This is a genomic window from Paenibacillus sp. PSB04 (assembly GCF_025809195.1).
Taxonomy (GTDB): domain Bacteria; phylum Bacillota; class Bacilli; order Paenibacillales; family Paenibacillaceae; genus Paenibacillus_AQ; species Paenibacillus_AQ favisporus.
The window spans coordinates 7,089,363-7,110,517 of record NZ_CP081301.1; the positions used below are offsets into that span (position 1 = coordinate 7,089,363).

19 protein-coding genes are annotated in these 21,155 nt (G+C 49.1%); 3 read left to right on the top strand and 16 right to left on the bottom strand.

Translation table 11 applies throughout. The features are described from left to right. Positions 1-30: 30 nt before the first annotated feature. Complete coding sequence (locus K2F33_RS32515) at positions 31-858, top strand: NAD(P)-dependent oxidoreductase (RefSeq protein ID WP_263880611.1); 828 nt, start codon at positions 31-33, stop codon at positions 856-858. 107 nt (positions 859-965) lie between these two features. Here K2F33_RS32515 and K2F33_RS32520 read toward each other — a convergent pair whose 3' ends face one another. The 16 genes from K2F33_RS32520 to K2F33_RS32595 form a co-directional block, all read right to left on the bottom strand. Then, positions 966-2,774, bottom strand: a complete 1,809-nt coding sequence (locus K2F33_RS32520; protein WP_263880612.1) for an ABC transporter ATP-binding protein — start codon at positions 2,772-2,774, stop codon at positions 966-968. A gap of 13 nt (positions 2,775-2,787) precedes the next feature. Continuing rightward, positions 2,788-3,282, bottom strand: a complete 495-nt coding sequence (locus K2F33_RS32525; RefSeq protein WP_263880613.1) for a lasso peptide biosynthesis B2 protein — start codon at positions 3,280-3,282, stop codon at positions 2,788-2,790. Further along, positions 3,269-3,574 (bottom strand): lasso peptide biosynthesis PqqD family chaperone, encoded by a 306-nt coding sequence (locus tag K2F33_RS32530; protein ID WP_116232362.1) that lies wholly within the window; start codon positions 3,572-3,574, stop codon positions 3,269-3,271. Before K2F33_RS32530 ends, K2F33_RS32525 begins: the two co-directional genes overlap by 14 nt. Positions 3,575-3,592: 18 nt before the next feature. Continuing rightward, the gene (rfbB, locus tag K2F33_RS32535; RefSeq protein ID WP_263880614.1) at positions 3,593-4,630 is read right to left on the bottom strand and encodes a dTDP-glucose 4,6-dehydratase; all 1,038 of its coding nucleotides are present in this window, start codon (positions 4,628-4,630) and stop codon (positions 3,593-3,595) included. After that, positions 4,614-5,828, bottom strand: coding sequence for a nucleotidyltransferase domain-containing protein (locus K2F33_RS32540; RefSeq protein ID WP_263880615.1), 1,215 nt, complete (start codon positions 5,826-5,828; stop codon positions 4,614-4,616). The genes rfbB and K2F33_RS32540 overlap by 17 nt, the downstream gene beginning before the upstream one ends. Before the next feature lie 15 nt (positions 5,829-5,843). After that, positions 5,844-7,187 carry a UDP-glucose dehydrogenase family protein gene (locus tag K2F33_RS32545; RefSeq protein ID WP_263880616.1) on the bottom strand — a complete coding sequence of 448 codons (1,344 nt, stop codon included), beginning with the start codon at positions 7,185-7,187 and terminating at the stop codon, positions 5,844-5,846. A 31-nt stretch (positions 7,188-7,218) separates the two neighbouring features. Beyond that, the gene (locus K2F33_RS32550) at positions 7,219-8,589 is read right to left on the bottom strand and encodes a sugar phosphate nucleotidyltransferase (protein WP_263880617.1); all 1,371 of its coding nucleotides are present in this window, start codon (positions 8,587-8,589) and stop codon (positions 7,219-7,221) included. Positions 8,590-8,632: 43 nt separating this feature from the next. After that, a complete protein-coding gene (locus K2F33_RS32555) occupies positions 8,633-10,081 on the bottom strand; it encodes an oligosaccharide flippase family protein (protein WP_263880618.1) in 1,449 nt (482 codons plus the stop codon). Between the two features lie 31 nt (positions 10,082-10,112). Then, entirely contained in the window at positions 10,113-11,276 is a 1,164-nt protein-coding gene (locus K2F33_RS32560) for a glycosyltransferase family 4 protein (RefSeq protein ID WP_263880619.1), read from the bottom strand. Positions 11,277-11,296: 20 nt separating this feature from the next. After that, on the bottom strand, positions 11,297-12,379 hold the full coding sequence (locus K2F33_RS32565) for a glycosyltransferase family 4 protein (RefSeq protein WP_263880620.1): 1,083 nt from the start codon (positions 12,377-12,379) through the stop codon (positions 11,297-11,299). Between the two features lie 28 nt (positions 12,380-12,407). Continuing rightward, positions 12,408-13,667 carry a hypothetical protein gene (locus K2F33_RS32570; RefSeq protein ID WP_263880621.1) on the bottom strand — a complete coding sequence of 420 codons (1,260 nt, stop codon included), beginning with the start codon at positions 13,665-13,667 and terminating at the stop codon, positions 12,408-12,410. Between the two features lie 31 nt (positions 13,668-13,698). Next, positions 13,699-14,907, bottom strand: a complete 1,209-nt coding sequence (locus tag K2F33_RS32575; RefSeq protein WP_263880622.1) for a glycosyltransferase — start codon at positions 14,905-14,907, stop codon at positions 13,699-13,701. Positions 14,908-14,931: 24 nt separating this feature from the next. After that, positions 14,932-15,630, bottom strand: a complete 699-nt coding sequence (locus K2F33_RS32580) for a sugar transferase (RefSeq protein ID WP_089550070.1) — start codon at positions 15,628-15,630, stop codon at positions 14,932-14,934. Positions 15,631-15,647: 17 nt separating this feature from the next. Further along, positions 15,648-16,538 (bottom strand): UTP--glucose-1-phosphate uridylyltransferase GalU, encoded by an 891-nt coding sequence (galU, locus tag K2F33_RS32585; RefSeq protein WP_212982826.1) that lies wholly within the window; start codon positions 16,536-16,538, stop codon positions 15,648-15,650. Between the two features lie 252 nt (positions 16,539-16,790). Next, complete coding sequence (locus K2F33_RS32590; RefSeq protein ID WP_212970006.1) at positions 16,791-17,480, bottom strand: CpsD/CapB family tyrosine-protein kinase; 690 nt, start codon at positions 17,478-17,480, stop codon at positions 16,791-16,793. Then, a complete protein-coding gene (locus tag K2F33_RS32595; RefSeq protein WP_076170381.1) occupies positions 17,461-18,213 on the bottom strand; it encodes a YveK family protein in 753 nt (250 codons plus the stop codon). Before K2F33_RS32595 ends, K2F33_RS32590 begins: the two co-directional genes overlap by 20 nt. A 375-nt stretch (positions 18,214-18,588) precedes the next feature. On the opposite strand from K2F33_RS32595, the gene K2F33_RS32600 reads away from it, so the two are divergent. Continuing rightward, on the top strand, positions 18,589-19,059 hold the full coding sequence (locus K2F33_RS32600; RefSeq protein WP_076170382.1) for a VanZ family protein: 471 nt from the start codon (positions 18,589-18,591) through the stop codon (positions 19,057-19,059). A 140-nt stretch (positions 19,060-19,199) separates the two neighbouring features. Further along, positions 19,200-21,149 (top strand): asparagine synthase-related protein, encoded by a 1,950-nt coding sequence (locus K2F33_RS32605; RefSeq protein WP_212982825.1) that lies wholly within the window; start codon positions 19,200-19,202, stop codon positions 21,147-21,149. Positions 21,150-21,155: the final 6 nt, after the last annotated feature.

A 21,155-nucleotide genomic window follows, 5' to 3' on the forward strand; every position in this document is an offset into this window, starting at 1 on the left:
TATAACATTCACATTTCCAGGAGGATAAACATGATGAACGAGACAATCGGATTTATCGGACTTGGCAGCCTAGGTCTGCCGCTGGCTAAGAATCTCCTCGATGCAGGGTATCCTTTGGTAGTGCATAACAGGACGGCCAGCAAAGCCGAACCTTTGATTGCCCAAGGCGCCCGGCTGGCATCCAGACCCGATGAGGCCGTAACCGCTGGCGGAATCGTCGTCACCATTTTGTGGGATGATGCGTCCGTGGAGAGCATCGTCATGAGCGATAGCTTTTTAGAGAAGCTTGGTAAAGGGGGGATTCATATCTCGATGAGCACGATATCGCCGGATACATCCAAAAAGCTGGCCGCTGTTCACGCAGAGCATGGCAGCACCCTGGTCGAAGCCCCCATCTTTGGAGTCCCGGAGGCTGCGGCAGCACGTCAGCTCTCCATCCCCATGGCTGGGCCGCAGCAGGCTAAAGAACGCGTCCGCCCGGTTTTGGAGGCTATGGGTGGGCTGAATATTTTCGATTTTGGTGAAAAAGCCGGGGCAGCGAATCAGGTGAAACTGGTTGGAAACTTCATGATTACTTCCGCCGTGTACACCATTCGGGAAGCTCTCTCGATGGTCGAAAAGAGCGGTGGCGATCCCAAGCCCGTGATGGATATGCTGACCCAAACGCTGTTTAACGCCCCGATTTATAAGCGTTACGGCCAGATGGCTGCCGAGAACATGGATCATCTCTTTACTCAAAGCCATATTCCGTTAAAGGACGTGGGCATTTTTAAACAAGCGTCCCAGCGGGCCGGGGCCCCCGCACCTTTGTCGAACCTGTTGTATGACCTGTTAAGCAGCGAGCATAAACAAGCCTAATATCGATAATATCTTATCCAATATACGTTCATAACCATCTCACATGAAATAAAACAGCAGCCCCCGCAGAAGCGCGAACGCCTCCCGGGGGCTGCTTTTCATCCGAATCATACCTGCATTTGAGCCCCGCTCTGGTAGCTCAGCAGTTTGCTGAAGGAACCTTTGCTCTCCTGAGAGAGCTGCAAATAACCGCCCTGCTGAATCACCTTGCCTTGCTCCATCACGATCACATGGTCTGCGTTCCGGATGGTGGACAGCCGGTGGGCGATCACGATCATCGTCATGCTTCCTTTGAGACGTTCCAGCGCCTGCTGGATAAGTAGCTCATTTTCGCTGTCGAGCGCGCTGGTCGCTTCATCCAGGACAAGGATGCTCGGCCGCTTCAAAATCGCGCGGGCCAGCACCAGCCGCTGGCGCTCTCCGCCCGACAAGCGAACGCCCCGGTCCCCGATGACTGTGTCCATTCCCTGAGGCAGCTTGCGGACGAACTCGGCCGAAGCCGAGAACTCCAGCGCCTGCCATAGATCGTCATCCTGCGCATTGGGGTCCACCAGCTGCAAATTGTAGCGGATGCTCTCGTTGAACAGGAACGGATCCTGCGCCACGTATCCGATCGAGCCGCGCAGCGCCAGCAGCTGGCGTTCGCGCTGGAGCGAAACGCCGTCCGCCCGCACTTCTCCCTCTTCCGGATGGATCAGCCCCATCAGCAGGTCGACTAGCGTACTTTTCCCGGCGCCGGACTTGCCGACGATAGCGGTCATGCGGTTAGCCGGAATATGGACATTGATATCGCGCAGCGCGTATTGCGGCTCCTTGGGGTTGTACCGGTAGCTGACATCGGTGCAGCTGATTCCGTCGGCCAAAGCAAGCTTCGAAGCCCCCACTTCTTCCGGGCTGATCAGCTCCTGCTCCGCTTCATATTCCTGCTGCAGCTTCCGCATGTCATGAAACGCCGGCAGATTCGAGCTGAGCTGCTCCATATTCGACTGAATGCCGATAAACCTCGGCCACAGCCGGGTAAAAATGAGCACAACCGTAATCAGCTGCTCCGGCGGAGTATGCAGTACCGCGATCGCCACGTACATAAATGCCGCGATAAGCACGACGGAGGACAGGCGGTAAATCACCTGCGACATGGAGTTCACCCGGCCAAACTCGAGGAAGTTATGCTCCATTTGGTCGGTCAGCTTACGGAACCAATGGATGTGGGACGCCTCCAGCCGGTTGCTTTTGATATCCTTAATGCCGCCGAAATGGTCGCTGATTCCCGCAAAATAATGCTTGGACAGCTCGGTGGTCTCCTCCCCGATCCGCTTGGACCTGCGCACAAACCTCCGTGCGAACAAAGCAAGCAGCCCTCCGCTGACCAGCACCATCACTGTCAATGCCGGCGACAGCCACAGGGCCAAGGCAATTTGAAGCACGGTAAAGATCAGCGACGTCACCATCTGTAAAAATAAAGTCGTTCCGTAATTGACCCGCCCCAGCTCGTTGGACATCACGTGGTTAAAATCCGACCGGCGTTTGCGCAGGTAAAACTCCCACTTGGCCCGCAGCAGCCCTTCATACGTCTCGGTCCGCAGCGTCCGGATAAAGGATTGTATAATCCTTGCGTTCAGGAGGGTCTGGCTTCGCTGCAGCAGCGCTTGTCCACCAAGGATGAGGACATAGACCGCCAGGACCAGCGGCAGGCTGAGCTGCAGGGACCAGGAATAGATCAGCCCGGTAAGCGGGGCCAAAAACGGCAGGCTCCCCGAATCCATTTGCAGCAGGCCGATCATGCCCAGCAGCGGAACGATCAAATACATGCCGATGCCGTCCAACAGGCTGATGAGAAGGGTCATGGACATGTTCAAGTACAGCTTGCCTCCGGCGACCCGCTGGATTTTGCGAATATAGTAGAATAAATCCTTCATTGTACGTAGCTCCTTATCCGGATTGCCGCGTCATGAGCCCGGCCTCTCGGTCGGCTGCCGCTCCGTTGCCGAAAATGCCCACAACCGTATACTTCTCGTGTCCTTCCCTTCCCGTCACGATGTACGACCCGCAGCGCAGCCAGGCGTGAGCCGCCAGCCGCCCCTGCTCGTCCCTGCCGCTTCCCAAATACAGCGTGCTCGACAGGCCGCGGCGCTCCAGCATTTTCATGGCGGCGATCGCCTTGACCAGGCATTGGCTCTCCCACCACGTGTACCGGCTCATCCCGTGAACGGCTTTGGAGACTTGACGGATGGTCAGCAGTTCCTGCCGGCTAAGCTCCTCCTCCGGAGTCTCCTTCATATAGCTCCCCAGGGAAGGGGCGACTTTGGCGAAAGGGAGTGCCTTCAGCACTCTTCCCCATGCCAGGAGCACGTAGGCTTCGGCATACATCATCTTCTGGGCCCATGGAAAGCGAACAAAAGCGCGCAGCTGCCTACTCCAGCTCATGCCCGCTTCTCACCTGGATCAGCCCCTCCGCCGCAAGCTTGTTCAGAAACGGATGCACCTGCTGCTCGCACGCTTCCGGCCCGATATCATACTCTTCGACCAATTGCCCCACCAGATCCGTCAGGCTGGTCGGCGCAGCAATCAGCTCCCAGATCCGCCCGCCGATCTGCCCCAGGTTGTAGTATTTGCCGGTCTCGATACTCAGCATGACTTTCTCCCCATCCATGTCGCTGACGAGATAGCCGGGGGATTGGGAGATGATGTTGGCTGCAGCGATTTCTGTCATACTCATGATTGACCTACCTCTTTCTCATATAATTTGTTGAGAACCCATCGGGATGTTAGATTCATAGCTACGACTATTCGGCTCTTGCCACCAATCTGCGTGCTGGACGTACCATTCCACGGTTTGTTTCAACCCTTCGTCAAACCTGTATTCGGGTCTCCATCCGAGCTCATTCATAATTTTTGCCGGATTGTTGGCATATCGGTAATCCTGCCCCGGCCTGTCCGGGATGAACTCAATGAGGCTTCGGGGCTTTCCGAGCATATCCAGAATAAAATGCGTGACGTCTATCGTCTTCACTTCCTGATGTGAACCGATGTTGTATACCTCTCCACTGCGCCCCAGGTGCAGAACACGGTCGATTGCCGTATTGTTATCGCGGACATAGACCCAATCGCGAATGCTGAGACCCTCGCCGTGGATCGGAATCTTCCTGTCCTGCAAAGCGTTCATGATGACCATAGGAATGAGCTTCTCCGGGTGCTGTGCAGGGCCGTATGTGTTGCCGAACCGGACGATATTGAACGGTAATCCATACGTATTGCTGTAGGAATGAATCAGCATATCGGCTCCAGCTTTACTGGCAGAATACGGATTGTTAGGGGCGATCGGGGAGTTTTCCGTAAAATAGCCCGTGTCATCCAAAGAACCATAAACCTCGTCGGTTGAGATCTGCAGAAACAGCCCAATGTCATAGCGGACTGCGGCATCAAGCAGAGATTGCGTTCCATTGATATTCGTGGCGACGAATGTCACCGGATCCACTATACTCCGGTCCACGTGGGATTCGCCGGCAAAATTGATGATAACATCGATCTGGTGCTCCCTGATGACGGCATCTACCATGTCCCGGTCGCAAATATCGCCTTGAATAAAGGTATAGTGGTCATAGTCTGACAAGGCGGCAATATTTTGTATATTTCCCGAATAGGTCAACTTATCGAGATTAATGAAGCGGTATGAAGGATACTTCGGAAGCATCAGCCTCAGAAAGTTCCCCCCTACGAACCCCGCACCGCCTGTAACCAAAATGGCGGGGTTGTCCTTAAACCGTCGATTCACTTGCATGCCTCTCCTCTTTTCTATCGGTTTTGGGATCAGCCGTTGTTACGGGCTCTTTACTGAATACATAGCGCCAAAACCACAGAAACGGACGAAGGGGAAAATAGAGGAAATGCAGTAATTTAGGCAGTGGCAGCAGCGAAACATCCTTTGTGCTGGGGTAAAGATAATCCATGATCAACGACAGCTTTTCTTTTCTCGACATTAAAGAATGTAAATAGCGCTTGTAGTATGCCAATGTGTCCTTATCACCATTAGGGGATAAGTCAACAGGGTTCTTGATGAAATACAGCGATGCTCTTGCAAGCTCCTCTGCGTACATATTACGGGATAGCTCTTCTAGGTCTCCGCCTAGTGGCGTTGACAACAGCCGATTCGTTAAAATGGCAGCCTGTCCTGCCAGATCCCGCTCCTTCCGCTGAAGGTAGTGTTCCATTATCTTTTGTACATTGAATGATTTTTTTTGAATCATCCGGTCAATATCACATAACCAGCGAAGGCGGAACCAGCCATGTCTTGCGCCATGCGACACCAAGTACATAAACAGATCTCCGTCGCTTAAGTAATGAATCGGCCGTCCGGAGAAGGAGACCGTTGTTCGCCGATCCCACAGTGTTCTGAAAGAGGCCCCGGGCAGTTCCGCGCTCATCCGCCAGTGTAATTCCACCTGAGTAAAATAGAGCGGATGCACGTAACTGATATGGTGCTTTTTCCGTTTCCAGGAGCCCAAAGTTTTCTCGTCTTCTGTAACATAGCCTAACTCAGACAAAATCCCTTCTGCTTTTTCCAAGTGTTTGGGGGAAACCAATACATCGAGATCTTTGGAGGTCCGAAGCGACAAGTCTCCGTATAGCTGTTGTGCTAGAACCGGTCCTTTCAGAAAAATCGCCTCAACCTGATGTTCCATCAAAGCAGAGTTGATTTTCTCCATTTCAGAGCTAAGACGCAGCATGCTGATCACATTAGCGGAATATTTGGAATACAGCGAATCCATTATAGAGCGTGGAACACTCTCCCGGCCCCGTTCCTTTAAACGCATGTACAACAACGGATAGACCCGGTGATGATAAGCAAGGCGAATCAATTCTTTCCAGTCTACCCCTTCTAAATCTTCTTCCCCCCATGGTCCGGATCCAATAATTCGGAGAAGCAGCGACAATTCTCTGGAAAAATCACTCGTATTCAGCGAGTTATTCATTCACATTTCTTCCTCTCATCCCTGCATCATAAAGACTGGGCTCTGCTCGCGAATCCCTTTGTTCAGGTTGGGCCGGCCAATGGAGTAATAAGCAAATTGTGTCTTTGCAATCTCTTCTTCCGAGTAAATATTCCGTCCGTCAATGAGGTTCGGAGTTTTCATCCAGGTTTCAAGCTCATAAAGCGAGATCTGCCTAAATTCCTGCCATTCTGTCAGAATGCACAGGGCATCCGTCTCCACAGCTGCCTCTCTCGCTGTTTCGCAATATTTCACGTTAGCGTAGCCGAGTACGCTTCTAAAGTTATTGGTCGCAATTGGATCGTAAGCCTTGACGACTGCCCCTCGATCAATAAGCGATTGGATAATTTCGATAGAAGGCGCATCACGAACATCATCCGTTTCCGGTTTGAAGGCGAGCCCCCAAATGCCAATGGTTTTTCCGGAGAGATCGCCAAGCAGCTGTTCCAGCTTACGGATCACGTTAAAGCGCTGCCCCCGGTTGACCTCAACTACCGATTTCAGCAGCTTGAAGTCGTAATTCATTTGCCCAGCAATCTGAATTAGAGCTTGGGTGTCTTTTGGGAAACAAGAGCCTCCGTATCCGATCCCAGCTTTTAAAAAGGAGGAGCCAATACGATTGTCGTATCCCATGCCTTCCGTCACTTTGGTAATGTCTGCCCCGACCTTCTCGCAGATATTCGCGATTTCGTTGATAAAGGAAATCTTCGTCGCAAGAAAAGCATTGGAAGCATACTTGATCATCTCCGCGCTGCGGATATCGGTCACGAGAATATGTTCGGTCAGCCCCTGGTGAAGTTCCCGCATAATCTTAGCTGCCTGCTCACTCTCCGCACCTATGACAATTCGGTCAGGATGAAGCGTATCCTGAACAGCTGTTCCTTCTCGAAGAAATTCTGGCAGCGAGACACTGTCGAAATGAACCGGCGACTGGCTCTGAATCAAATACCGGATGCGCTCGTTAGTCCCAACGGGAACGGTACTCTTAATGCAAATGATCTTATAACAGTCAATGACCTCTGCGACTTCACGAGCCACTTGCTCAATATAAAAAAGGTTGGCCTCCCCATTCGGTAATGACGGAGTGCCAACAGCAATAATGATAATATCTGAAGCGGCAACTGCCTCTTTTAACTCTGTTTGGAAACGCAGTCGGCCTTCAGCAGAATTTCGAATGACGAGCGGCTGAAGCCCAGGCTCGTAAATGGGAATTTCCCCTTCAGCCAGCTTTCGGATTTTCTCAATGTCCTTGTCCACACAAATGACATCGTGCCCGAGTTCAGCATAGCAAACCCCGGAGACCAGGCCGACATATCCCGTCCCGACGACTGTAATTTTCATTTCATACACCTCACTCTTAATGAATTCTTCGTCAGATAAAACAAAACTGAAGAATTTCCTCCCATCGCATTGCCAGCCTTACGATATCTTCCTCCACCAGCTCTGTTCCCGTTTGCACCTCAATAATCTCCATATCGGTTGCGGCCTTCAGGCTGTGTTTGCTCTGAGCCGGTATGACAATGACATCGCCAGTGGTAATCCGCCGATATTGTCCGTCCAGTATCATTTCACCGGAACCGGCAATGACAGTCCATACTTCCTTCCGCTTGTGATGGTATTGATAGCTCAAATTTTTTCCGGCCTGAATACAAATTCGCTTCGTCAGTACTTCCTGTCCGTCCTCGTATTTCAAAAAGTCTAATACGCGATATCTACCCCAGCGTCGTTCCTCAACCATTGGCCGGAGCTCGTCCGAGTTCACCAGTTCCTTAATTCTTGGGCTTGCCTCTTTATCGGATACAAGAATGCCGTCTGGACTAGCTGCAATGATAAGGTTGGATACGCCGATCGCTGTGACAGGAATGTCCAACTCATTAATAACATGAGTATTTTGGGAATCCGGTGACAGCGTTCCTTTTCCGATCAATGGGGAGGCGATTTCTTCTGTCAGCGTATTCCAAGTTCCTAAGTCCTTCCACTCACCATCATAAGGCATGACCACGATCTGTTCTGTTTTTTCCACCACTTCATAATCAAAGCTCGTCTTCAAGAAACGGCCATATTGCCTAACTGCTTCCTCGTAGTGAATCGGCAGCTTTCTCTCGATTAACATATCGATGATAAATCCGAGCCGGAAAGCAAAAACCCCGCAATTCCAAAGCGCGCCTTGGCGGATCATTTCGGCGGCTTCTTCTTCGCGGGGCTTTTCCCGAAAGCTGTGTACCTGTACATATTCAGAATTGTTGTCTTCTATGTTCTCAGGAACGATATACCCGTATTTTTCGGATGGGTACGTTGGAAGAACTCCAAGTAACGCCAGATCTGCACCCGAGGTTTGTACCACTCTCTCCAGCTTCCGGAGCCGGTTAAAAAAGGGTTGCTCCACGAAGGGGTCCACAGGCATAACGATCATGACTTCATCGAGCGGCATATCCTTCATCGAATATAAGTAAGACGCCGCAAGAGCAATCGCCGGAAACGTATCTCTTTTCTCCGGTTCGATCACGATCTCAGCCTCGCTTCCAATTTGGCTTTGGATCATGTCGACCTGCCCTTTGCTTGTCGCAATGCAGGAGTCCTGTCCCAAACCTTCAGCCGCTAACTGGTCCCATACTCGCTGCAGCATGGAAATTCGCTCCCCGGATCCGGTTTCCAGCACTCTCAAAAACTGCTTCGATCTGGCGTCATTGGACAAGGGCCACAGCCGCTTGCCGCTGCCGCCGGACAACAATACGATTTTCATACTCATTCACCCCTATTTCAAATTGGTTTCATTTCCGTTTCGTTCAAGCATCCGACTTGGCCAGCCGTTTCTGTCTTAAAACTGACAGCTTTCGCATCAGGAGCGTGCGAGCATTCATGATATTCAAGATGACGAACATGGCTGCATATACGACAGCTCCTACGGCGATTTGGCAGATTAAAGCCAGCAGCCCAGACTGTCCCTTGAGCAGGAAAAGGACCAGTCCCATCACGAAGGAAGATCCAATAATTTTCGCGCTTTCCGCAAGGGGGAGCGGTAAATAAAAAACGCTCCTGGCCACAAACCAATTTGCCAGGAACGAACATAAATACGCCGTCAATGAGGATATCGCTGCTCCAGTGAGCCCAAACCGTGGAATGAGCACCATATTCAGGACGACATTAAGTACAATGCCGATCAGTACAGGAATGGCCTGCTTGTAGGTTGTTCTCCCTAACTGGTATGAATTGTCCGTATAGTAGCTTTTTAAGCCTTGAAAAAGCATTGCAAAAGAGATTATGGGCAGAATAATGGCCGCTTCATGCACGTATTCGCTCCCAAAAACAACACTTGTAATATTTCCAGATAGGATCGTTAATCCAAGAACGGCCGGTAAGGAGATTCCGAGCAGCAGCTGGTAGTTTTGCGTGAGCTGTCCCTGCGCGGATTCATATCCCTCCGTCTCCAAACGCCGGATGACCAGCGGAAGCGCGCTTAAGTTTACAATGAGCATTAGCATGCCCACAGTCTGGAGCGCAAAATCGAATGTGACGGAGTAGATCCCGGCAGCGGACTCATCCTCTAACCAGCCGATCATCACCCTGTCAATCGACTGCATGATGTAGGCCATTCCACCGCTAATGATGAGCGGAAGCCCATACTTCACCAGCTCTACCAGAATGGAGCGGTCTACCGACCATCCTGCTCGAATGTTCCATTCCCGGATGAACACTACATTAGCCACAAGGGTCCCAAGTGAAATCCCAATCAGTAGGCCCACTTCGCCGTATCCCATCGCCAAGGCGAGCACTCCAAATCCGAGGCTTGCCGCCGATTTCAACCCGGTCATCATCGTAAAGCGGACCGGTTTTAAATTGGAGCGCTGCACGGCTTGCGACAGCTCAAACCAGGCCGCCGTCCACAGGAAAAACAGCGTCACTGCCATCTGCACAGCGGATTGGATGCCCACGAGCACAAGGACGCCTCCTGCTACAAGAGTGAACAAGCAGCATCCGAGGTAACAAACGATCACAGTACTGAGAAGATTGTTATATTTCCCCTTATCGTTATGGTATCTCGGGATATATCGAATCAGCCCCAGCCGAAACCATTGATACAACAAAGAATTAATCAGGTTCACATAAACGAGGATCAACGCATATCGGCCATACTCATCCGGTACAAGCATACGGGTATAAAGGACAATTGATAAAAACCCAACCGCTCCGGCAAACAGTTTCGCTATAAAGTAAATCAAGCCATGCTTTACCATCTTTTGTCATCTCGACTTTACAATAGAATCTTTACGATGTAACACTGTATTCAAAATCCTTCGTTTGAGTATTTGGACTATAGTTGCGAATGCATGTATTGATGTATTCAGATAACTCTTCCTTAAAGCGTTGATTGCTGAACCTTAATGCATTGTCCCGGCAGTTAGAGAATTGTATACGATTTCCAGAAATTTCAAAACGTTGTACCGCATCAATAATGCTCTCTGTTGTTTGTTCACTAAAAAAGAGTCCCGTTGGATGTGGTGTATCCAGTCCATTAACGGTTTCCAGTGCTCCACCTTTTTCAAATGCGATCACAGGAGTTCCACAGGCTTGGGCTTCAACAGGAGTAATACCAAAGTCTTCCTCGGCAGCAAAAATGAAAGCCTTTGCCCTTTGCATATGCTCCCTCAACACGTTGTTAGGCTGGTAACCTAACAACGTAACGTTTGGTTTTGCTTTTTTCATGATTTTCGGCATTTCTGGACCATCACCAATGACAATCAATTTCTTGTCGGGCATCTCGCCAAATGCCTCCACGATCAGATCCATCTTTTTATACGGGACCATGCGAGACGCAGTGAAGTAATAATCCTCTTTTTCTTCGCTGTATACAAAAGAAGAGATATCAACCGGCGGATAGATCACCTTTGACTCTCTTCGATATACTTTATATATTCGTTTCGCAATAAAGTTGGAGTTCGCGACAAAATAGTCTACCCCGTTGCTTGTGCGGTAATCCCAATGCCTGATGTAATGCAGGAAAAAACGAACCAATGCTCCTTTCATTCCACGTTGAAGACCGGATTCTTTGAGGTATTGGTGTTGCAAGTCCCAGGCATACCTGATTGGAGAATGTACGTAGCTTATATGGAGTTGGCTCGGACCCGTAATAATTCCTTTGGCCACGGCATGAGAGCTTGAAAGGATCATATCATAATCCGATAGGTCAAGCTGTTCGATCGCCAATGGCATTAAAGGCAGCAAATTTCTGTAATGCTTTTTGGCAAAAGGAATATGCTGGAGAAAAGTGGTCACCGGCTCTTTGTACTTGATAAAATGGCGGTCCTTCTCGTCAAGATTATCTATGACACAAAATAGATCCGCATCGGGATACATATCTATCATTTGCTCTAATACTTTTTCGGCACCTGTATATGTAACGAGCCAGTCGTGAACAATCGCTACTTTCATGTAGTCAGCCCCCATTCGAATTATTGGATCAGTAATGAACGGATTTTCTCCATCGTCCTATCGCGACTGATATCCCAGTTGAACTTTTGAGATTGTTCTAAACCTGCTTGGACGAGTTTGTCTCTCAAGCTGCGGTCGTTAACAACCATCATGATTTTTTCCGCGATATCCTTAGGGTCTATCGGATCAAAATACTGAGCCGCATCACCACAAACCTCTGGCAACGAGGCCCGATTTGAGACTAAGACGGGACATCCGCATGCCATTGCTTCGAGCGGGGGGAGACCAAACCCTTCATATACCGAAGGAAAAACGAATGCGGAGGCGTGACTAAAGTACTTTTTCAACTCTTCATCGCTTATATATCCAGTAAATTGTATACGGTCACCCAATGCTTCGGATTGATTGACAATTGCCTGGTCACCAGTGATAAAACCTTCACGTCGGCCAACAATAACTAAATTGTGCGGTATCAGATGCATGACTTTAGAGAAGGCAGTTAGCAGGTTCCCTAAATTTTTATGCGGCTTCACGTTTCCAACATACAGTAGATACGGAGTTTCCGATTGTTCGCGGAAGTCTGCGGGACGGAACCAGCTTGAGTTAACTCCATTATGAATCGTGGTTATCGGACTCTTGGTAGAGCCGGTATATTGGATGAATTGATTTTTCGTAAAATCAGAAACGCAAATAATATGCGATGCTTTCCTGCTCAGCGCGTTGAACATCAGTTTCGCATACATTCTTTTATGAATACCTCCAACATACTCCTTCATAGCCAAATGGAAAACATCATGTACCGTTACTAAAAGCTTTCCAGAGTACAGCAAAGGAATGTTGTAGTGAGGAGACCAAAACAGCTTCGTTTGTTTGGGGATTTTACGGCTCATGCCGACTTGTTCCTGGATCGAATAAATCGGCTCATCGAACTCAATAACGTTAATGTTTGAACGACGAATCCAGGGAAATTGGGATAATTCTTCGTTTCTTCCCAATAAGGTAATTGGCATAAAAGATATAGTTTCAATGACATAAGGCAACAAATTGACAATGTAAGTTCCAATTCCGGATTGCTTGATCATTCGTACATCAATGGTTAACATGTAAGTGCCTACTTCCCGATAATTATCGTTACCTTTTATAAGGATTTATCACTCGAGGAGATATTCCCGGCTTAAAGAAAGTCAATAAAATACACAGCACATAAATTAAATTTACAGGAAAAACAACATCATATGGAATATTTAGCATCCCTATCATATAGGCGATAACAAAAAATAAACCACTATAATATAAATTAACATGGTTATTTCCTTCATATATTCTTATAAGTTTTAGAAATCTCAGAACAGTAATAATCCCTGTTAAAAAATATAAAACAAAATAAATTGCTCCAAAATTTATAAGAATATTTATAAAACCAGACTCCGAGTATTTACCAGCTGGTTGGAGGCTAACTGCTTTAAATATATCTTTTAAGCTAAATTGATTAGCGTAATTTATATGTGCACTAATACTCCCTTGCTTCTCTCTCATAAATTGATTGAAAAAAGCAGAGTCTTTAATGATAAAGATATACACTGCAACCAAGACTATACCTAATAACAATATAATTGCCCATGTTTTGAAAAAAGCAGAAAACTTTTTTTGACTTATATGAGTAAGAAGAGTACCTATAATTATCGCTGCCCCCACAGAAACGATACCTGTGAATGATAAAGTTAGTAATAAAGTTATAATTAGAGATATTGATAATACCAGTTTAATAACATTATTATTTTCTGTTAGCCATATAAAAGAAAGAAGAAATGCTATAATTATTGCGAATCCATTGGGATCATCCCAAAGGGATCCAAACCGTACATTTGTTGAATTGTAATATCCAAGAGCCGGTAAACGATCAAAAAGTTTAAATAACATTACCTGTACCAGCTCAGAAATTACTGCCAAATATATGAAGCAGTATATAACTTTTTTGATTCGTCTGTAGTCAACTCTTAATTCGATAAAGTAAGGAAAAATTAGCAAACAGAAAAACATTCCTGTCTGCATCATATAGTCTGATGAACCTAGCACTGTCCCTACAATCGACATCAAAAAAATATAAACATATCCTACCAACTCTATCATTCTTACTTTAGAAATTAATGGTCTAGCTTTTAAACGAAGTGTGCTTATTAGGGCTAAGTAAAAAATTCCAGAAAAAATAATATATTTCCCTACTTGTAGAATGAGTGGTGTATCCGAATATGTTGGACTTGTACTGGAACTATTAATTTTAAATGGATACCTATAGGCTAAATAATAAAAGGAGAGTAATAACAATGATAAAAAAAACCATGTGCCCAATTTCGTAGTTTTTTTTATTATAGGACTATTATCAGTATCCAAAATGTCACCTTCTCAAATTGAATATTAACTGTTATTTATAATTTTCTTTTTTCTTCGGCAAATCTAACGAGAATTCAAGCAGTTGGGACGCTTTAGATTTCCATGATTGACTCCTGGCACTTAGTTGAATCTCCTCTCTGTTGACCTTGTTCTGATTCACTTCATTTAATAATCTGTTCATTACTGAAATTAAGGACTCAGGGTCCTTATACATGTAAGTGAATTTTTCTTCTCTTCTTTGAAGTTCCGGAGTTTCCTTCACAATAACCGGAAGGCCGCTCGCTGCATACTCATATAGCTTCATTGGACTTCGACCCCGATTTGCTTCATGATCTGATAACGGGAGCAAGGCAATTTGAGAATGATTTAAATAAGAAGGAAGATCGCTATATGGTTTCGGCCCAAGTATATGGATATTGGTGAACTGTTGAGAAAGGCGTTCACATCTACCATCACCAGGGCCGATAACCACTACTTGCAGATTTGTGATATGTTTTGCCAACGATTCTAATGCGGCAAAGTCAAACCTGTCGTCAAGAGCCCCAACATATACGGCCCGAGGGAAAGGTATGTTTTTATACTCCTCGGGCTCTGATCCGGATGTTGCAAAATGCTCAAAATCGACGCCATTTTCAATTAACAAATTAGGCAGCGTACGATTTATTGTCTTCAAATACTCCACAACCGGCTCCGAAGTTCCTACAATACCATCGGCTCCCTTAATGACCTCTTCCTCCACTTTAGAAATCATGGGATCTCCTGTCATTTCTTTATACAGATCAGTAGCGCGGTACACGGTAACTTTGGGTGAGATAAAACTCTCAATACCCAGAAAAGTAGGCTGATCAATAAATAAAATGTCGGGCTGAAGAAAGGATAGCTGCTTCAAATGCTTCCGCATAGAAGGAATTGAGACCGGATTCACCATGAAATTAATGCCGAATTGGCGGTAAAACGTCCTAGCAATTTTCCACGGTAGTAATGAAAATGGTACATAGTTAATCGGGATATTCCCGATTTCAGCTGACGATATCCTTGATACTTCCCGTGAGATTTTTTTCCTGAGGGTGTTAATCTCATTGTTAGAAGAAAGATAGTGAAATGGTGTTATCGGTGTGCTGATATGCAGCACCTCATGTCCCAAATTGGTCATTTCTCGAGCCAAATGGTGGGAACCCACCACAAAAGGCCCTCCGATAAACGTATGACTTGCAAACACAACCTTTAGTTTTTTGTCCATTGTCGTCACCGTATAATATGATCTTTAATAAGCATTCTTTGAACCAGCAAACATCCGGATCGTCATAAAAATAATCTTCCAATCCATCATCACGCCGCGCTGCTCGATATACCGCAAATCCAGCTCCACCATCTCGCTGAAGCTCAGCTCGTTTCGTCCGCTCACCTGCCAGAGGCCGGTGCACCCGGGGATGACCCTCAAGCGCAGCTTATCGTAGCTGCTGTATTCCGCGACCTCCCGCGGAAGGGCCGGCCGGGGGCCGACAAGCGACATGTCACCGCGCACAACGTTCCAGAGCTGCGGCAGCTCGTCGATGCTCGTTTTGCGTATGAAGGCGCCCACCCGGGTGATGCGCGGGTCCTTTTTCATTTTGAACATGGCGCCGCTGATTTCGTTTTGCTCCAGAAGTCCATCCAGCAGCTCCTCGGCATTGGATACCATAGAGCGGAACTTGTACATCCGGAACGGCTTTTCTTCTTTACCGACACGGGTTTGTCCAAAAAAAACGGACCCTTTCGGGTCCTCCAGTTTAATCAGAATCGCAACGATCAGAAACAGCGGTGAGAGCACGACAAGGCCGATCAGCGCAAGGACGATATCCGTCGCTCTTTTAAACGCTTGATAAATGACCCGGGGATTGTCGTTCTCCAGAACATATGGCGAGTACGCCGGCGTACCCTCGAATGCGACATCCGACTCGTTTCTTTGCGGTGTGGGAGAGATCACCACCTATCACCTCACTAGCGATTTATTTTGCCGAGCTGTTCCCGCTCGAGAATATGCTCCATCCCCTGCAGCAGCGGGGTGCGCAGTTCTTCGTACTGCAGCGCAAAATCCAGTGTCGTCATGATGAAGCCCAGCTTCTCGCCGACATCGTAACGCGTGCCTTCGAAATCGTAAGCATAGACACCCTGGCTCTCGTTCAGCTTCTGAATGGCGTCGGTCAGCTGAATTTCCCCGCCGGCTCCCTCTTCCTGCAGCCCCAGGTAGCTGAAAATTTCCGGCGTCAGAACATACCTGCCCATAATGGCCAGGTTCGACGGAGCCTGTCCTGCCGGCGGTTTCTCCACAAAATAGCTCACTTCGTGCAAACGTCCGAACTTCTCCAAAGGCGCAACCACCCCATACCGGTGCGTCTGTTCGCTCGGAACGGTCTGCACGCCGATGACGGACTTTTCAACTTGCTCGTACTGCTCCACCAACTGGCGGATGCAGGGCACCTCGGACTGTACGATGTCATCCCCAAGCAGCACTGCAAAGGGCTCATTGCCAATAAAGTTGCGGGCGCACCACACGGCATGCCCCAGCCCTTTGGCTTCCTTCTGGCGTATGTAGTGAATCTCCACGTTGGAGGACCGGCGGACTTCGTCCAAAAGGTCAAACTTCCCCTTGCTGAACAGATTGTTCTCCAGCTCAAACGCATGATCGAAATGGTCCTCGATGGAGCGCTTGCCTTTGCCGGTCACGATAATAATGTCCTCGATTCCGGACGCCACCGCTTCTTCTACGATGTACTGAATCGTCGGCTTGTCGACGATCGGCAGCATTTCCTTCGGCATCGCTTTGGTCGCGGGTAAGAACCGGGTTCCAAGCCCCGCTGCGGGAATAATCGCTTTTTTCACTTTCCTCATCTCATTCACTACCCATCTTTTATATTTTTCTTTGTACCCCAGATGCATGCTGTGTATGTAGAAAACCTAGCTATATGCTCTTCGCAAACAGGGAAAAGACCATAGCTCCATTTTCTAAAAAACAGGGCATTCAACCCGTCCTCACATCACACCCTCGACAATGAATGTCTAAGGTCCATAGGACCCACAGCGTGACCGAGTGCCTCCAGTGATAAAGGTGCAGTAGGCATTACCTTCTTGAAAAACAAGTCTTTATTGAGCCTGCATACCGTAATGGTCCGCAGCAAATGCCTGCTGGTCGCGGCTGCTCCGGTTAAGCACCAGCCCCAGCATGTTGGCCTTCACATGATCCAGCTGTTCCTTGGCCGCCCTCAGGTGGCTCCGTTTGACCTTGCCTGCGGCAACCACCATGATGACGCCGTCGCATAACGCACTCGTAATGACACCGTCCGACACCGCAAGCACCGGCGGCGTATCGATGAGGATAACGTCGTACTCCTGCCGAAGCTGCACCAGCATGTCCCGCATGGCGGCCGAGTCCATCAGCTCCGCCGGATTGGCTGGCACGGGCCCGGCCGTCAGCAGGGATAAATGGTTGATGCCCGTCTCCTGAACGGCCTGCTGCACCAGCACGTCCCCGGCCAGTACCGTACTCAACCCGTGCCGGTTGGAAAGGGAATAGATGTCATGCAGCGCTGGCTTACGCATGTCCGCGTCAATCAGCAGCACCTTCCGGCCTTCCATTGCGTAGGTCACCGCCAAATTGCTGACCGTTGTCGTTTTGCCTTCGGAAGAACGCGTCGATGTGACCATGATGACCTGATGCGCCGCGTCTTTGGGGGAAAAATGAATTTTGGTCCGGAGCAGCCGGTATGCCTCGGATACCCGGGAGGTTGGATTCCCGGATACGACCAGGGCTTCTTTATTGATTGAGCGTCGCATACTTGCCTTCACCTACTTTTTGATTTGGTATACTCGTGCCGCTTCGGGTTTTCAAATCCGCCCGGTTCATTTCGCTGATGACCGCAAGCACTGGCATGTCCAAAATTTCCGCAGCCTCGGCCTCCGTTCTCACCGTATCGTCCAGATAGTCAAGCAGGAAAACCAGTCCGATGGCGAGCATCAGGGAAACGACAAAGCTGATCAGCATGTTCATGACCGGGTTAATGTTGATCGGTCCAGGGGAGGCCTTGGTGTCGGCTTCGCTAAGAATCGTAATGTTGTCCACGTTCATAATGCGGGGAATCTGTTCCTTAAACACCATGGAGACGGCATTAACGATTTTGGCCGCCCGGGTATAGGACGGGTCCTGATACACCAGGTTCATGACCTGCGAATCATTGGCTGAAGTGACCGAGATCATCGCTGCAAGTTCACCGGGCGATGCTTTCAGATCGGGATATTTTTGCACGACTTTGTTCATAATGGCGGACGACTTGATGATTTCTTTATAGGAGTTAATGAGGAAAATGCTGGTCTGGATCGTTCCGGCATTGAGGCTGGCCCCGCCGTCCGCGGAGGCGGATTGGTTTACGATCAGTTTGGCGTTGGCCTCATAGACCGGCGTCGTGAGGTAGAGGCTTTTGACTCCGGTAGCCGCAACGGCAATAACGACAATCGCCGCGATTAACCACCACTTTTTTACAATGATTCGAAAATACTGTTTAAGCTCCATAAACACGCTACCCCCGCTAATCATTTTTCAACTGCAGTTGTGGGTCACACCTTACCGATACAGTATGTATTATTCATCCTACACTTTAAGATACAAAATGTATCATGTCAAGCAAATGACTCTAATTTTTTTCGAAAAGCGACATGATTATGCAGCGAAAAACCGCTTTCATCCGCATTTCCATGCATATTCAGACAGTTAAAATCCGCATTCCCTTTCCGGGCGTTAAAAAAATTGACGGCCAGCAAACTTGAAATCCGAAAAATGCTGCTATATACTTGCCGAAAAAAGTTACAACTTGTATCGCAAACACGCCTTCTCTCACCTCAGAACGAACACATATATAATGGAAGCGCTTTAAATGAAGGAGGAATTATGCGCATTTTTCTCACCGTGACGTGGGCGGTCTGCCTGTTCGTCTTTACTTGTTCTTTCGATTTCAACGCCCTTCTCCACCATCACCAAGCGGATTTCCGGCTGAACCCCTCACCCGATTGGAGTGAGCTGCTCAAGCTTGATTTACAGTGGTCGAGCGAGGCCTGGATCAACCGAAAAATCGGGCATTTTATCGGTTTCTTTCTATTGGAACTGCTCTTGTCCAATTTGCGCGGCTCGAAGCTTGCCGTCATGACGGCGATCTTGTACGCAGCGTTAACTGAGGTTCTTCAGCTGTATTTTTTTCGAAGCGGACGGATTTACGACATCGTGAACGATACGTTCGGCATCCTCTGCGCCTACCTGTTCTGCCTTATGCTCCAGGCTTATATCAAGCGGACAAACCGTGCCAGAACGGCAGCACGGCCTCCGCGTTCAGCTCTCCCATCCGACAAAAAGCAAACCAGGTAAACTTTCCTCATCCAAATTCACTAAATTTCGCACGTTGAAAAAATATGTTGATACAATATGTATACATGTAGTATGATACAGAAGAACTAGATACATATTGTCGCAAATTGTTTGGACGGTACATAACGGAGGAAGATGTCATGAGCGCAATTGCGGGGATTTACCGGTTTAGCCAAGACCCCTTAGACGTCAGCGCCGGAGCGCCCATTATGGAGTCACTGAAACGGTATCCGGCAGACCGGAGTTCGGTATGGCAGCTGGGCCATGTGTGGTTCGGTTGTCACGCCCAGTGGATCACGCAGCAGTCTGCCCACGAATTGTTGCCCTTCTATTGCGCAGAACGCAGGCTGGCCATTACCGCCGACGCCATCATCGATAACCGGCATGAGCTGATGGATGGGCTGCAGGTCCCTCCCCGTGCAAGACAAGCCATGACGGACGGGGAAATTCTGCTGCTCGCTTACGAAAAATGGGGAGAGTCGATGCCGGAGCGTTTAGTCGGCGACTTTGCTTTTATGATCTGGGACGGGAACAAGCAGATGCTGTTCGGAGCCCGGGATTTCTCCGGCGCGCGAACGCTCTATTATCACCGGAACGGGGAACAACTGGCCTTCTGTACGGCCATTCGCCCGCTGTTATCCCTGCCGTATGTTCACCAGGAGCTGAACGAACCTTGGCTGGCCGAGTTTCTGGCCATCAGCGGGGTTTTTGAGCCGCCGGACTTATCTACAACGGTTTACCGGCATATCGAGCAGCTGCCGCCTTCGCATACGCTCACGGTCCGCAGCCGCCAGGTGTCCGTCTCCAGATACTACAGCTTGACGGAGACCTCCCCCCTGCAGCTTAAGACTTCCGAAGAATATCAGGAAGCTTTCCGCGACGTGTTTAACCGGGCCGTTACCTCAAGGCTGCAGCGGACAAGCCGGATGGTGGGGGCTCATTTAAGCGGGGGACTGGATTCCGGATCGGTTGCCGGTTTTGCGGCCAAAGCGCTGGAGCGTGATCACAGGAAACTGCATACGTTCAGCTACGTTCCCGAAGACGGCTTCGAGGATTGGACGCCCAAGCGGAGACTGGCCGACGAAAGGCCGCTCATCCGTCAGACCGTCCAGCATGCGGGCAACATCGAGGACAGCTACCTCAGCTTTAACGGCCGCAGCCCGTTTACGGATATCGACCACTGGCTGGATATTATGGAGACACCCTACAAATTTTTCGAAAATTCATTCTGGCTTAGAGGAATTTACGAACAGGCGCATGAGCGCGGGGTGGGCATTCTGCTGAATGGTGCAAGAGGAAATTACAGCATCTCCTGGGGCAACGCCTTGGACTATTATGCCAAACTGATGAAGAAAATGGCGTGGGTCCGCCTGCGCGAGGAGATTAACCAATACAGTATGAACATTGGCGTAGGACGCAAACGCATCATAGCCGAGCTCTGCAAGCAGGCTTTTCCGCTTCTGAAACGCAGGCATGCCGCCTCATCCGCCAATGAATTTCCGCAGCTGGTTAACCCGGAATTCGCCAGACAGGCCGGCGTTTACGACAAGCTGACGGACAGGCAGTTCACCGAAATCGGATCGGGCGAAGACCTTCCCTCCGACCCGGTGGAGGCGAGAAAGTATCATTTTGACAGCTATAACGTATGGAGCACGACAGGAACGAGCGTCAGTAAGCTGTCGCTGCAGTATCCCCTCTGGGCGCATGATCCGACCAACGACCTACGCGTCATCCGGTTCTGCCTGTCGGTACCGATGGAGCAGTATGTGCAGAACGGACTCGACCGCGCGTTGATCAGACGCTCTGCCCAAGGCTACCTTCCCGACAACGTCCGGCTGAATCAGCGGCTCAAGGGGATCCAGGCGGCCGACATCCTCCACCGGATGGCTCCGCACTGGGAGCAAATGATCCGGGAGCTGGACCAACTGTGCCGGGATTCCCGCATGCAGCAGGTGCTGAACATTTCTGTCGTACGCGAAGCGCTTGACGAAGCCAGAAACGGGATGCACCCAAGCCAGGCCTACAGCCCGGCCATCAAGGTGCTGATGCGAAGCTTAATCGTGTACCGCTTTCTGGAGCGAAACTTTTGAAAGGAG

Excerpts from the sequence above, each read along its gene's own strand:
- K2F33_RS32515 (WP_263880611.1), top strand. The coding sequence starts at position 31 with ATGATGAACGAGACAATCGGATTTATCGGACTTGGCAGCCTAGGTCTG.
- K2F33_RS32520 (WP_263880612.1), bottom strand. The coding sequence starts at position 2,774 with ATGAAGGATTTATTCTACTATATTCGCAAAATCCAGCGGGTCGCCGGA.
- K2F33_RS32525 (WP_263880613.1), bottom strand. The coding sequence starts at position 3,282 with ATGAGCTGGAGTAGGCAGCTGCGCGCTTTTGTTCGCTTTCCATGGGCC.
- K2F33_RS32530 (WP_116232362.1), bottom strand. The coding sequence starts at position 3,574 with ATGAGTATGACAGAAATCGCTGCAGCCAACATCATCTCCCAATCCCCC.
- K2F33_RS32540 (WP_263880615.1), bottom strand. The coding sequence starts at position 5,828 with ATGAATAACTCGCTGAATACGAGTGATTTTTCCAGAGAATTGTCGCTG.
- K2F33_RS32545 (WP_263880616.1), bottom strand. The coding sequence starts at position 7,187 with ATGAAAATTACAGTCGTCGGGACGGGATATGTCGGCCTGGTCTCCGGG.
- K2F33_RS32550 (WP_263880617.1), bottom strand. The coding sequence starts at position 8,589 with ATGAAAATCGTATTGTTGTCCGGCGGCAGCGGCAAGCGGCTGTGGCCC.
- K2F33_RS32555 (WP_263880618.1), bottom strand. The coding sequence starts at position 10,081 with ATGGTAAAGCATGGCTTGATTTACTTTATAGCGAAACTGTTTGCCGGA.
- K2F33_RS32560 (WP_263880619.1), bottom strand. The coding sequence starts at position 11,276 with ATGAAAGTAGCGATTGTTCACGACTGGCTCGTTACATATACAGGTGCC.
- K2F33_RS32565 (WP_263880620.1), bottom strand. The coding sequence starts at position 12,379 with ATGTTAACCATTGATGTACGAATGATCAAGCAATCCGGAATTGGAACT.
- K2F33_RS32575 (WP_263880622.1), bottom strand. The coding sequence starts at position 14,907 with ATGGACAAAAAACTAAAGGTTGTGTTTGCAAGTCATACGTTTATCGGA.
- galU (WP_212982826.1), bottom strand. The coding sequence starts at position 16,538 with ATGAGGAAAGTGAAAAAAGCGATTATTCCCGCAGCGGGGCTTGGAACC.
- K2F33_RS32590 (WP_212970006.1), bottom strand. The coding sequence starts at position 17,480 with ATGCGACGCTCAATCAATAAAGAAGCCCTGGTCGTATCCGGGAATCCA.
- K2F33_RS32595 (WP_076170381.1), bottom strand. The coding sequence starts at position 18,213 with ATGGAGCTTAAACAGTATTTTCGAATCATTGTAAAAAAGTGGTGGTTA.
- K2F33_RS32600 (WP_076170382.1), top strand. The coding sequence starts at position 18,589 with ATGCGCATTTTTCTCACCGTGACGTGGGCGGTCTGCCTGTTCGTCTTT.
- K2F33_RS32605 (WP_212982825.1), top strand. The coding sequence starts at position 19,200 with ATGAGCGCAATTGCGGGGATTTACCGGTTTAGCCAAGACCCCTTAGAC.